Raw genomic sequence first — 12,620 nt, 5'->3', positions numbered from 1 at the left:
ACGCATGACGGTTCTATACGAAGGAACATTAAAACAAAACAGCGAGCCATTTCACGTTACATTATTAGCTCTAGAACATATCGAACAAATCTTATCACTACAAAACGTTGTAATTGAAGCATTAGAAGATAAAGGTCGTTTACAACCACTCTCGCTAGAAGAGTTTCAATACATTCTAGAAGGAAACGGCATGATGATCGGAGCCTTTAGAGAAAAAGAGCTCATCGCATTTCGTGCCCTACTCGCCCCTCCTATTGACGATGAGCATTTAGGACTTGATATCGGCCTATCCGAAAGCGAACTACACCGCGTTATCTATCAAGAAATCTCAAATGTTCACCCGAACTGTCGCGGAAATGGCATGCAAAAAATATTAGCGACAGTCATCATGGACAAATTACAAAAAGAAGACAGCAAATACGATTACGTTTGCTGCACCGTTGCACCTTTTAACATTCCTAGTTTAAAGGATAAGTTTGCGCAAGGAATGGAAATTGCTGCGCTGAAGGAGAAATATGGCGGTAGTATGCGGTATGTTTTTGTGAAAGCGTTGCGTATAGATAAAGAAAGCGATTGGACGGATGTTAAGAGTGTTCCGATGAGTGATGCCAGTGAACAGCAGACGTTAATTTCAAAAGATTATCGTGGATACGCAATGGAGAAAATAGACGAAGATTTTGTTGTGAAGTTTGGGCGTTAATTTATATGCAAAAAGAAGAGGAAGCTGTTCCAAAAGGTCTTTTCAGACAGCTTCTTCTACTTTAAGCAATAATATGCACTACTAAACCGTCATCTTCCAACTCGATAACGCTAACCAGTTTTCCATTTCCTTATAATCAGGCATTATCTTCCCGACAAGTCGCCAAAAAGAACGATCATGGTTTAAATGAACCATATGACACATTTCATGAACAACTACATAGTCAATTACCCGCTGTGGTGCCATTGCTAGCTTCCAATTGAATGTTAGCTGTAGATTCGAATCACAAGTTCCCCACGTACGGCTACTATCTGTAATACGAATAGAACGTGGTTTTGTCTTAAAGTTGCTTTGATGCGCTTTAATACTCTTCTCTACTAAAGTTTTACACTGCTTATAATAAAATCGTTTTAAAGCTTGCTGTATTTTTTCATCCTTCAGCTCTTTCACATAAATATGTAGCTTATTTCCTTCAAACACCGCATTGTCTTGCGTAATACTTGCATCTTGGGAAATCTGTATCGGATACGTATTCCCTAAATACAAAAAGCCCTCTCCTTGATCATAATCCTTTTCCTGTGGTCCAAGCGCTCGCTCTTGCATCTCCTTACGTGTTGTCTGAATCCAATCCCACTTCTCCTCTAACAACTGGACTAAGTATTCAACAGGTGTCCCTTTTGGAGCCTGCACTTCCACATTTCCATACGAATCTACAAAAAGACGCACGGACTTTTTCTTCTTATAAGTTATATGAAAATTAATTGTCTCACCTAAATATGTATGTACCATTTCATCACCTAACGTATTCGTTCATAATTATTTTTACAAATAAAAAAGAGTAGGATACGAACGTCCTACTCTACCTATTATATCATTTACTGCTTTAACGAACTCATTATCCTCTATACTTTACAGCTAATCCTTTAATGAAATTCCTTGCGTATCTATCGCCGCACTCTTTGTAATTTTTATGGCCTTTTTTTCTTAACAGAGCGCCTAACTCTCCTTTTGTTACCGTAACGCCCACGCTATCTAATATATCAAGTACATCCTCACTCGTTAAAGATAGTGCGATTTTCATTTTCTTTAAAAGAAGGTTATTGGCACTCTCCTTGCTCTGTACAGGTGCCGGTTGTCCTGGTTTCGGATCTTGCTTTCCTCTTTTTAAAGTAATAAATCCATTTAAAAATGCCTCTAACATCATCATATCGCATGTTAATACGTATTCATCTTCAATTACATCAGCATCTTCAGGTTCATGCTGAGGAGCTTTCTTTATTTTTGTAAGCATATCAACTACTTCTTCTTTCGTTACTTCCATACCACCAAGTTTAAAGATTTCCACCATATCTATATCTTTTATATCCATAGCATATCTTACTCTTTTTAATATATCGTTGTTGCTCATTGCCATTGTTTTACCTCCTGAAATGTTGAATATAGTAATGCTTTTAGCATGTATAAATTAATGTCGTTAAGTTACTACTTTAACATTTTAGAGGTAGGTTTTGTAGTCTTAGGTGGATTAATGCTTTGGGAGGTATACAAAATCCCAAGAAGCCCTTGAATTGTGGAAAAATTCGTTTTTTAAATTCATCATTTTCACTTTCATTACGCCTATAAATCTGTTCTATATTTGTTAAACCTGAATGTTTGCTTATAAGCACCTTTTTTACCTAAACTGTTTCGGAATTAACATGCTATTTATTATTAATTACTCACTATATAAAAGGTAGGCACTCTATAACATATGTCTACCTTTTATATGAGAATTTATTAATACAATAAATCTCTCTTCCCACCTATAGTTAACCCTTCCAAACTTTAAGATTTTCTTTTCAACATTAAAAACAATAAATCTCTCGCACAAATCATTTTCAAAGTAAATAACCCTTGATTATAAATATCATTTTCATTTATAAATTTCTCTAATTCTCTTTTGCGCTTTGGTATAGCCACTAATTTACCTATTTCTAATTCTTTATCCTGACCAGGTAAATCTTTAATCGATTCTTCAAATAAAGTATTTAATCTAACAGAAGCTGTTATTCCAATTTCAAAGTAATTTTTCTCCAAGAAAACATCAAAAAATCTATAATCAGCTTCAAACTTATCCCAATGACTAGAGGATATCCCCAATTCCTCGTAGACTCCTCGCTCTAGTGCTTTCTTCAAAGATACCTCATACGAATTATAATCAGTTCGGGATATCCCTTCCATAACCGTAGAGTTATATTTATAAGCATTTTCAGAATACGCAGCTCCTTGGGCACGTTTGCTAAAAATAATACTTTCCCCATCTTTAGAATCGCTTATAACAAAGGCATTAATACCCAATGAAGTTGTAAAGAAATTATATTTTTTCAAGCCTTCTTTAATATTTTCTTGGTCTAAATCTAAAATCATATCTCCACGCTCTTTTAATTCACGATAAATTGATCTAACAACCCGATGAGTAAAATAATCAGTATGAAACAACTCCATTTTCACTTCTGGTACTTCCTCATAGCCCTTTCGTTGATCTGTGTTCATATTATAAACTCCAAATTTAGGTCTATTAAACAAGCATCCTTCCCCTTGATTAACAAACTGTCGTGCAACAATATCCTTATGTTTCTCAATAAGAGCATTCAAATCAGAAATTCCAGTCTGTTTTATAACATCTTCAAACATCTTTGATCCGTCAAATGAGCAATCTTCATGTATATCGAACTTTTCATCGTGTTTTAAAACCTGATTTAACAATTTTTTTGGAAATCCAATATATAAACACCTTTTACCAACATTAATCTTTATATCATTATTCCCATAGTAAGGATTCGCACTACTTATCTTTAAAATATTTAAATCCTCTATTCCAGCCAAATTTTTTAATTTTAATTTTACTCTTAATCTTTTATAGTAATGACATATCTTTTTATACATAGCTGGAAGCATTATTCCTAAGACTGCCCCTAAAAATAACGTTATTAAATCCCAATACACACCTAATTGTTCTTTAAGTTCTGGCAAATGATACATTATCCACCTCTATTTATAAAATATTATTTCTTAATATTTTATCATAACAATAAACTTAAAAGTAGCAGAATGGTTTCAATAAATACAACTCGGATTAATTCTAAATTCCCTCTTCAATGTACCTAAAAACGAAAAGGTAAGGCACCAATAACGATGCCTTACCTTTTGATTATATTCTTTAGCTATTTATCTCAAGCCAAGCCACACCTGCAGAGTGTATTTATCAAAACAAAGGGTTGGTCGCTTTATTACACCGTTTCACTATCCCCAATCTCATCAACACTCTCTTCAAACTTATCAAGCAATGCACGCACTTCATCTGTTGATTTCGTGCTCATCAATTGATTTCTTAGTTCAGCAGCTCCAGGGAAGCCTTTTACATAAATTTTGAAAAAGCGATGAAGTCCTGTAATTGAACGTGGTAGTACTTCTGCATATTGATCTTGAAGATCAAGCTGTAGTCTTAAAAGATCAAGGTGCTCTTTACTACTATGCTCTCTTGGCTCTTTTTCAAAAGCAAACGGATTTTTAAAGATACCTCGCCCAATCATAACGCCATCAATACCATATTTTTCAGCAAGTTCCATCCCAGTTTGACGGTCAGGAATGTCTCCATTGATTGTTAGTAGCGTATTTGGTGCGATGCGATCACGTAATTTTTTGATTTCCGGAATTAGCTCCCAGTGCGCATCTACTTGGCTCATTTCTTCTCTTGTACGTAAATGAATAGAAAGGTTCGCAATATCCTGTTTGAAAATATGCGTTAACCACTCCTCCCACTCATTTAACTCCTTAAAGCCCAGTCGTGTTTTTACGCTTACAGGCAGTCCGCCTGCTTTTGCAGCTTGAATAAGTTCTGCCGCAACGTCTGGACGCAGAATAAGGCCACTGCCTTTTCCTCTTGATGCCACATTCGGTACAGGGCAGCCCATATTAATATCGATACCTTTAAATCCTAGCTCTGCCATGCCAATACTCATTTGACGGAAATATTCGGGATTATCCCCCCAAATATGTGCCACCATTGGCTGTTCATCTTCTGTAAAAATTAAACGGCCACGCACACTTTTCATACCCTCTGGATGACAATAGCTATCCGAGTTTGTAAACTCTGTGAAAAATACATCCGGTCGACCGGCTTCACTTACTACGTGACGAAAAACAACATCTGTCACATCTTCCATTGGTGCAAGTACGAAAAATGGTCGTGGTAAATCACGCCAAAAATTATCTATCATTTCAAACTCAAATCCTCTCACTATGAATACAACTTCAAACTCTCGGTCCAAAAATATAAAGCCAAATGATACAATAGCTTGTTCTCAAACATCAGTACATTTTGGCATTTATAATTTGTGAAAATCAGTAATATTTATTTTAACTAAAATCGTTTCTAAATGGTATTTTTATAAAGTGAAACTTTAATCAGTGGGGGGGTTCTTCATCCCCCACTGATTATTAGTTGAACCAATCGGGCTTTTACGGGCAGTGGATCCACCACCTAACTTCTTTGCTTTCGCTGAATTTTGAGGTAGGGGTCTTACTGCCCGTTAATGCGGGATAAACCAAAAAGCAGATGGTATAGATTTTTCTATATCAACTGCTTTTCTATTATACCAACTTAAGCCAAGCCACACACTCCACATGCGTAGTATGCGGGAACATATCAACAGGCTGTACTTCCTGCGTTTTATATCCGCCTTCTTCTAGTACTTTTAAGTCACGTGCTAATGTTGCTGGGTTACATGATACGTATACGACGCGTTTTGGCTTCATGTCGATAATTGTGTTTAGTAAAGCTTCGTCACAGCCTTTACGCGGTGGGTCAACGACCATTGTGTCGGCGATTACGCCTTCTTTATACCATTTTGGAATGACTACTTCTGCTTCTCCTACACCGAATTCAGCATTTGTCATATTGTTTAGTGCTGCGTTACGGTTTGCGTCTTCGATTGCTTCTGGGACGATTTCAACGCCGTACACTTTTTTCGCCTTTTGCGCTAGGAATAAGGAGATTGATCCGATTCCGCAATATGCATCGATTACTGTTTCGTTACCATTTAATTTTGCGTATTCTAACGTTTTATCGTATAGTACTTTCGTTTGTTCTGGGTTTACTTGATAGAATGAACGTGCTGAAATCGCAAATTTAATGTCACCGATAAAGTCATAAATATATTCTGATCCATACAATACTGTTGTTGTATCTCCGAAGATAACGTTTGTACGTTTCGTGTTGACGTTTTGAACGATTGATTTTACTTCTGGGAATTTCGCTGCAATTTCTTCAATGATTGCTTTTTTATTTGGTAATTCCGCTGTACGTGTAATGAAGACAAGCATAATTTCCCCTGTTACTTGTCCGTAACGAGCCATTACGTGGCGAAGTGTTCCTTTGTTACGCTCTTCGTTGTACGCCGAGATACCGTGCTTTTCACAAATACGTTTTACTTCTTGAATTAATGTATCGTTTTCTTCTGCCTGAATTAAGCATGATTCCATATTAATGATGTCATGCGTTCCTTGACGATAGAAGCCAGCTACAAGTCCACCTTCACGTTCTCCAATTGGTACTTGTGCTTTATTACGATATACCCACGGGTTTTTCATGCCAAGTACAGGATGAACAGGAACATCACTTAGTCCTCCGATGCGCTGCATAACGTCACGTACTTGTTTTTCTTTCGCTTTTAACTGTCCTTCATATGTTAAGTGCTGAAGCTGGCAACCGCCGCACTCGTTGTACACGGGACATTCTGCATCTTTACGATATGGACTTTCTTGATGAAGCTTCATTAAACGACCAAATGCGAAGTTTTTCTTCACTTTAATAATTTTAATTTGCGCTTCTTCACCTGGTAATCCGTTTTTAACGAAAATAGGGTATCCTTTCACTTTCGCAACACCGGCACCATCATGTGTTAAATCTTCGAACACTACATCTATAAACTCGTTTTTTTCAACTGGTGGCGTCATTTTTGTACTCATTTTCCGACCTCTCTTTTTCATAACACTGCGTTACATTTTATCATACTTATATGGTCTATTTCTATTGGAAGAAAAAAAGCTATTGACGATAGTTCTCTAGTAATGTTACGCTACTACTAATTTAATACGGACGATGTTACCTCATATATACTTGATAATATGGATCGAGAGTTTCTACCCGGCAACCTTAAATTGCTGGACTATGGGGAAAACTAATGAATATTAGCCTATGTATAAAAAGACTCATATTGATTAGCTTTCTCTCATAGATGAAAGTGAATCCATATGGGTCTTTTTTTATTTTTATTTTTCAAAAAGGTCAGACATCTTACGTATGACATGAAACTCCCATTACTTTATTTTTAGTAATATAACGAGCGTTTTATGTACAAACTTTATACGAACTTCTGAAAGGGGCAACTACATGCAATATGTAATGAGCATTATCGGTATTCTTGCCGTTTTAGGTTTATGCTTTGCTTTGTCAAACGATAAAAGTAAAATCAACTTCCGTGCAATTGCTATTATGATTGGTTTCCAAATTTTAATCGGTTGGTTTATGTTTGGCACAAAGATTGGACAGCAAATTATTATTTTCATTGGTAAAGTTTTCAATAAACTAATCAAACTTGGTACGACAGGTGTCGATTTTCTCTTTAATGGAATTCAAAGAGATTTTGTCTTTTTCTTAAACGTATTATTAATTATCGTATTTTTCTCAGCACTACTTTCTATCTTTAGTTATTTAGGTGTTTTACCATTTATCGTTCGCATTGTCGGCGGGGCGATTTCAAAAATTACTGGTTTACCACGCGTTGAATCATTCCATGCGGTAAACTCTGTATTCTTCGGTTCAAGTGAAGCGTTAATCGTTATTAAAAATGATTTAAAACATTTCAATAAAAACCGTATGTTTATCATTTGTTGTTCAGCAATGAGCTCAGTTTCTGCTTCTGTTACAGCATCATACGTAATGATGCTAGATGCGAAATATGTACTAGCAGCTCTTCCGCTAAACTTATTCTCAAGCTTAATCGTTTGTTCGTTATTAACACCAGTTGATACGAAAAAAGAAGACGAAGTAATTCAAAAATTTGATAGAAACCTATTCGGAGATAGCTTTATCGGCGCTATGATTAATGGTGCGCTTGATGGTTTAAAAGTAGCTGGTATCGTTGCCGCATTAATGATCGCTTTCATCGGTGTTATGGAAGTTATCAACTATGTAATTAGTGCTGCTTCAGGTGCGATGGGATACGCTGTTACTTTACAACAAATCTTCGGTTATATACTTGCTCCATTCGCATTCTTAATGGGTATCCCAACTCACGATATTATCCCAGCTGGTGGTATTATGGGTACGAAGATTGTCTTAAATGAATTCGTAGCAATCCTTGATTTAAAAGGTGCTGCTGCAACATTATCTCCACGTACAGTTGGAATCGTTACCGTATTCTTAATTAGCTTCGCAAGTATTAGCCAAATTGGTGCAATCGTTGGTACAATCCGTGCCCTTTCTGAAAAGCAAGGAAGCGTCGTATCTCAGTTTGGTTGGAAAATGCTATTTGCATCAACACTTGCTTCTATTTTATCTGCGACAATCGCTGGATTGTTTATTTAATAAAAAATCACCTTACTCGTTAAAGTAAGGTGATTTTTTTGATTCTTTATGAAATAGAACGGAATTCAACTACTTCCTCTTTACTAATAAGCTTTCCTTCGTGTATACCTTTTACTGAAATATCAATAATGGATTTATTCTCTCCTTCAAGCTTACCCAAAGAAAATAAATAAATTAAATTTTGTTCTTTTAGCATCCATTGCTTGCCATGCCAGGGCCCCGTTATCTTTTGTTCCAAAGATGTTTTTTCTTCTCCAACATACTGACATTCTCCAAACGAAGTTTTCACTATATTTTTCTCCGTATCAATTACTATATTTCGAAATAGCTCTAGGTTTTTACTTGAAACAATTTCTATTTCATGGTTACTTTTTTGTTTAAATTGAAGTTTCCCATCACTTGTATTAGATAAACGACTATTCTCAACGGCATTCCTAAAAAAATTATATTCTTCTTCTGTAATACCAAAATTAGGATGATACGGCTTCACCTGTTTATCTATATGCCCCGATATGTAGTTTACATACCATTCTTTATCATTTTTCACATGATCACTCATTTTTTTAGTAATAACCTCTACTTTTTTTAAGGTATCACGATCCATCTCAATCGTCATAATATCCGCCGTTACTTCCGCATTCATAAGGTGTGCCGGAATATACTCCTCCACACTATTCGCTTTACTCACTTCACTTTGACAGCCGACTGTAAATAGCATTATGAAAAGAATATATACTAATTTTTTATACTTCATTTCTGTTCTCCACTCCGTACATCATTCTTACTTACATTTATAGCGGTTTTTATTATAGTCCAAAATCTAGATGTTTTAATGAAAACTACCACTATATGCAAAATTGCATATTAATAAGCCTTTCTCTTATTTTAAAATTAACTTAAAACATTTACCAAAATATACAAATTATAAACGTCGAATGTTATAATTTGTAAAAACGCATTGGAGGACCTTATGAAAATTCATGCCCTTGTCGATTTTTTACATTTACTAGTTTTAAGCATGAAAAGTTATTATGTATGGGGAATGCCTATCTATGTCTTCATTATTCCTCTTATTTTTGTAGTCGGTTATATTATTATCACTTCTAATAAGAAACGAAAGAATACATCTATTCAAAGTCACTAATCTATCGCTCTAATAGCTCCTCCTAAAAATCATATTTCCCTCATTTTCTTCAAATGATATGATAAACAAGGGTATATCCCCACCACTCTTATAGCGGTGGGGATTTTAATGTAAATATGCAACATAATACACAATAGAAGGTGATTTTATGAAAAAATACGCAGTAATTGCTTTATGTACGTCTGCCATTCTAACAGGCTGTAACACGAATAATGCTAGCCAAGAACCTCCAAAAGAGAAAAAAGTACAAGAAGTAAAAAAACAAGAAGAGACTGTACAATCACAAGGTAAAATTTCTTATAATCCAATTACGCACGAATCTACAAACACAAATATTCATATTACAGATATAAAAGATACTTTAACCGAAGTACAATATAAAATTTGGCGTACTGCTGATGGAAAAGAAAATACTAAATCTTTTTCTTCTAAAGAAAAGGAGAAACAATTCGCAATTCCTTTTGATATAAAAGAATTTGAAGGAAAACGCGGTGAATATCAAATTGAAGCATCAGGAACAACAGAGGGTGGAAAAACTATTCCGCTCACAAAATCAACTATTACTTTCGAGCAAAAAGTTCCTGTTCTTATGTATCATGCAATTGATGATTATCACGGGCAAGGCATTAAAGACTTATTCGTGTCGCCAGCTAATTTTGAAGTACAAATGAAGTATTTAAAAGAAAACGGTTATACATTATTAACATTTGAACGCTGGGGCGATATAAATAAAGTAAACAAGCCGATTTTCGTTACATTTGATGACGGTATGAAAAATAATATGAATGCATTTCGCATTTTACAAAAACTAAAAGACGATACATTTAAACCAGCGGCAACAGAATATATGATTGTTGATAACGTTGATGTAGAAGGCGCTCTTTCTACATCTGAAATAAAAGAAATGGTCGATTCTGGCATTTTCTCTGTACAATCTCACACAGCAACACACGCAGACTTGCCGAAAATTACAAACTATGAAGAAGAGTTAAAAGGATCAAAAGAAAAGCTAGAGAAAATAACAGGTAAACCTGTTATCGCAATCGCTTATCCATTCGGTCATGTAGATGATAAAGTTGTCGCAGAAACAAAAAAATACTATCAATTTGCAACGACAACGAAGCCTGGACAATTCATTACAAAAGGTGAACCGGATGAGTTGTTAAAAATGAAGCGCGTTCGTATACACCATACAACTACAGTTGAACAATTCGCTTCTTCAATTAAATAAATGTGAGAGCTCAATACATTTTGAGCTCTCTTTTTACGTTATATTTATATATATTTTTTGAATTTTCTTGTATTATATATAGTAAGAAATCTTTCAAACTAAAGGAGATTATACATATGTCATTTGAACAAACGTTAGAGAAATATGCTGCCCTTGCAGTCAATGTTGGTGTTAATATTCAGCCAGGACAAACTTTATCAATTAGTGCACCTCTAGAAGCTGTACAATTTGTACGCCTCGTTACAGAAAAAGCATATAAATCTGGTGCAAAACACGTATATGTTGATTGGAATGATGAGACGTTAACACGCTTAAAGTTCGATCTAGCTCCTGAAGAAGCTTTCTCTGAATTCCCTTCTTGGAAAGCACATGCTCGTGAAGAATTAGCAAAAGAAGGTGCTGCATTTATGTCTATTTATGCAGAAAACCCTGATTTATTAAAAGGCGTAGAACCAACGCGCATCGCAACAGCTCATAAAGTAGCTGGTGAAGCAATGAAAGTATACCGTGATTACGTACAAGCAGATAAAGTAAGCTGGTGTGTAATTTCTGTTCCTACGAAAGAATGGGCTGCGAAAGTATTCCCTGATGTAGCACTAGAGGAACAAGAAGCAAAACTATGGGATGCTATCTTCAAAGCTACTCGTGCTGATTTAGAAAATCCTGTGGAAGCATGGAAAGAACATGACGAAACGCTACATACAAAAGTAGATTACTTAAACGAAAAGCATTATAAAGCCCTTCACTATACAGGTCCTGGAACAGATTTAACGATCGAACTTCCAGAAAAGCATGTATGGGCTGGTGCTGGTAGCTTAAATGAAAAGAACGTACCATTTATGGCTAATATCCCAACTGAAGAAGTGTTTACAATGCCACTTAAAACGGGTGTGAACGGCCAAGTGTCTAGCACAAAACCGTTAGCATTTGCAGGTAACATTATCGATAACTTTACGTTAACATTTGAAAACGGACGTATCGTAGACTATAAAGCTGAAGCTGGCGAGGAAGCTTTAAAACATTTAGTAGAAACAGATGAAGGTTCTCACTTCTTAGGAGAAGTAGCTTTAGTACCTCATGACTCACCAATTTCAAACACAAATATTTTATTCTACAATACACTATTTGACGAAAACGCATCTTGTCACCTTGCAATTGGAAATGCTTATGCATTTAACTTAGATGGCGGGAAAACAATGTCTAAAGAAGAACTTGCTGAAAATGGTGCAAACGCTAGTATTACACACGAAGACTTCATGATTGGTTCAGCTGAGCTTGATATCGACGGTATTACAGCTGATGGAAGACATGAGCCGATCTTCCGTAAAGGTAACTGGGCGTTTTAATATAAGAGGAGGCTGCCCCAATGGGTAGCCTCCTCTTATTATGTCATTTTTTGTCGGTAAATCGATATATTTCAAAAATCGCTGATATAAATTGAGTTACGGTCGATATATTTTAAAAACCGCTGATATATTTGGAGTTGCGGTCGATATATTCGAAAAATCGCCGATATAATTTCATTTATCATCGTACCGTCCCCCAAAAAGTTGTCACAAAGAAAAAAGCTATCTTCTACAAAAGATAGCTTTCATGATGCCGATGACACTTTAAGTCCAATTACCCCTAAAACAATAAAGAGAATACAAAATGCTTGGAATAAGCTAATATGCTCTTTAAAGAAGTACACACTAATGATTGTAATGAGGAGTGTTCCTACACCAGACCAAATTGCATAAGCAATGCTTAAATGAATCTTTTTAACAACGATGGCAAACACGCTGAAACAAATACCATAGAATACGAAAATAAGTACACTTGGAACAAGCTTTGTTAAGCCGTTCGATAATTTCATCGCAATTGTTCCAGCTACTTCAAAAATAATTGTTACGAGTAATAATAGCCAATATACCAT

12 protein-coding genes and 1 riboswitch are annotated in these 12,620 nt (G+C 35.5%); of the genes, 5 read left to right on the top strand and 7 right to left on the bottom strand.

The features are described 5' to 3' along the window. Positions 1 to 4 precede the first annotated feature (4 nt). The gene (locus ACTFQM_RS24245) at positions 5 to 700 is read left to right on the top strand and encodes a GNAT family N-acetyltransferase (protein ID WP_440036597.1); all 696 of its coding nucleotides are present in this window, start codon (positions 5 to 7) and stop codon (positions 698 to 700) included. A gap of 81 nt (positions 701 to 781) precedes the next feature. Here ACTFQM_RS24245 and ACTFQM_RS24240 read toward each other — a convergent pair whose 3' ends face one another. From ACTFQM_RS24240 to rlmD, 5 genes are all read right to left on the bottom strand, one after another. Beyond that, positions 782 to 1,489: a M48 family metallopeptidase gene (locus ACTFQM_RS24240; protein ID WP_440036596.1), complete on the bottom strand. Its 708-nt coding sequence runs from the start codon at positions 1,487 to 1,489 to the stop codon at positions 782 to 784. 106 nt (positions 1,490 to 1,595) lie between these two features. Further along, positions 1,596 to 2,114 carry a DUF1456 family protein gene (locus ACTFQM_RS24235; protein ID WP_440036595.1) on the bottom strand — a complete coding sequence of 173 codons (519 nt, stop codon included), beginning with the start codon at positions 2,112 to 2,114 and terminating at the stop codon, positions 1,596 to 1,598. Between the two features lie 410 nt (positions 2,115 to 2,524). After that, entirely contained in the window at positions 2,525 to 3,712 is a 1,188-nt protein-coding gene (locus ACTFQM_RS24230) for a hypothetical protein (RefSeq protein WP_440036593.1), read from the bottom strand. 257 nt (positions 3,713 to 3,969) lie between these two features. Continuing rightward, positions 3,970 to 4,959 carry a tRNA dihydrouridine synthase gene (locus ACTFQM_RS24225; RefSeq protein ID WP_440036591.1) on the bottom strand — a complete coding sequence of 330 codons (990 nt, stop codon included), beginning with the start codon at positions 4,957 to 4,959 and terminating at the stop codon, positions 3,970 to 3,972. A gap of 373 nt (positions 4,960 to 5,332) precedes the next feature. Beyond that, the gene (gene rlmD / locus ACTFQM_RS24220; protein ID WP_440036589.1) at positions 5,333 to 6,709 is read right to left on the bottom strand and encodes a 23S rRNA (uracil(1939)-C(5))-methyltransferase RlmD; all 1,377 of its coding nucleotides are present in this window, start codon (positions 6,707 to 6,709) and stop codon (positions 5,333 to 5,335) included. A 121-nt stretch (positions 6,710 to 6,830) separates the two neighbouring features. Beyond that, positions 6,831 to 6,932, top strand: a riboswitch (purine riboswitch). Positions 6,933 to 7,133: 201 nt separating this feature from the next. Between rlmD and ACTFQM_RS24215 the strand changes: the two genes are divergently transcribed. Beyond that, the gene (locus tag ACTFQM_RS24215) at positions 7,134 to 8,330 is read left to right on the top strand and encodes a NupC/NupG family nucleoside CNT transporter (RefSeq protein WP_440036588.1); all 1,197 of its coding nucleotides are present in this window, start codon (positions 7,134 to 7,136) and stop codon (positions 8,328 to 8,330) included. A gap of 46 nt (positions 8,331 to 8,376) precedes the next feature. On the opposite strand, the gene ACTFQM_RS24210 is transcribed toward ACTFQM_RS24215, so the two are convergent. Beyond that, the gene (locus ACTFQM_RS24210) at positions 8,377 to 9,084 is read right to left on the bottom strand and encodes a hypothetical protein (protein WP_440036586.1); all 708 of its coding nucleotides are present in this window, start codon (positions 9,082 to 9,084) and stop codon (positions 8,377 to 8,379) included. Between the two features lie 216 nt (positions 9,085 to 9,300). On the opposite strand from ACTFQM_RS24210, the gene ACTFQM_RS24205 reads away from it, so the two are divergent. From ACTFQM_RS24205 to ACTFQM_RS24195, 3 genes are all read left to right on the top strand, one after another. Next, complete coding sequence (locus tag ACTFQM_RS24205) at positions 9,301 to 9,474, top strand: hypothetical protein (RefSeq protein WP_205206378.1); 174 nt, start codon at positions 9,301 to 9,303, stop codon at positions 9,472 to 9,474. Positions 9,475 to 9,622: 148 nt separating this feature from the next. Beyond that, positions 9,623 to 10,705: a polysaccharide deacetylase family protein gene (locus ACTFQM_RS24200; RefSeq protein ID WP_440036584.1), complete on the top strand. Its 1,083-nt coding sequence runs from the start codon at positions 9,623 to 9,625 to the stop codon at positions 10,703 to 10,705. A 116-nt stretch (positions 10,706 to 10,821) separates the two neighbouring features. Beyond that, the gene (locus tag ACTFQM_RS24195) at positions 10,822 to 12,051 is read left to right on the top strand and encodes an aminopeptidase (protein WP_440036582.1); all 1,230 of its coding nucleotides are present in this window, start codon (positions 10,822 to 10,824) and stop codon (positions 12,049 to 12,051) included. A gap of 245 nt (positions 12,052 to 12,296) precedes the next feature. Here ACTFQM_RS24195 and ACTFQM_RS24190 read toward each other — a convergent pair whose 3' ends face one another. Next, positions 12,297 to 12,620 (bottom strand): DMT family transporter, encoded by a 324-nt coding sequence (locus tag ACTFQM_RS24190; RefSeq protein ID WP_000263262.1) that lies wholly within the window; start codon positions 12,618 to 12,620, stop codon positions 12,297 to 12,299.

This window comes from Bacillus cereus group sp. MYBK30-2 (assembly GCF_051915945.1).
In the GTDB taxonomy this organism is placed as follows: domain Bacteria; phylum Bacillota; class Bacilli; order Bacillales; family Bacillaceae_G; genus Bacillus_A; species Bacillus_A paramycoides.
The sequence above is the reverse complement of the archived record's forward strand: the minus strand, read 5'-3'. Positions and strand labels throughout refer to the sequence as shown.

Coding starts and splice junctions, on each gene's coding strand:
- ACTFQM_RS24245 (WP_440036597.1), top strand. CDS start 5: ATGACGGTTCTATACGAAGGAACATTAAAACAAAACAGCGAGCCATTT.
- ACTFQM_RS24240 (WP_440036596.1), bottom strand. CDS start 1,489: ATGGTACATACATATTTAGGTGAGACAATTAATTTTCATATAACTTAT.
- ACTFQM_RS24235 (WP_440036595.1), bottom strand. CDS start 2,114: ATGGCAATGAGCAACAACGATATATTAAAAAGAGTAAGATATGCTATG.
- ACTFQM_RS24225 (WP_440036591.1), bottom strand. CDS start 4,959: ATGATAGATAATTTTTGGCGTGATTTACCACGACCATTTTTCGTACTT.
- rlmD (WP_440036589.1), bottom strand. CDS start 6,709: ATGAGTACAAAAATGACGCCACCAGTTGAAAAAAACGAGTTTATAGAT.
- ACTFQM_RS24215 (WP_440036588.1), top strand. CDS start 7,134: ATGCAATATGTAATGAGCATTATCGGTATTCTTGCCGTTTTAGGTTTA.
- ACTFQM_RS24210 (WP_440036586.1), bottom strand. CDS start 9,084: ATGAAGTATAAAAAATTAGTATATATTCTTTTCATAATGCTATTTACA.
- ACTFQM_RS24205 (WP_205206378.1), top strand. CDS start 9,301: ATGAAAATTCATGCCCTTGTCGATTTTTTACATTTACTAGTTTTAAGC.
- ACTFQM_RS24200 (WP_440036584.1), top strand. CDS start 9,623: ATGAAAAAATACGCAGTAATTGCTTTATGTACGTCTGCCATTCTAACA.
- ACTFQM_RS24195 (WP_440036582.1), top strand. CDS start 10,822: ATGTCATTTGAACAAACGTTAGAGAAATATGCTGCCCTTGCAGTCAAT.
- ACTFQM_RS24190 (WP_000263262.1), bottom strand. CDS start 12,620: ATGGTATATTGGCTATTATTACTCGTAACAATTATTTTTGAAGTAGCT.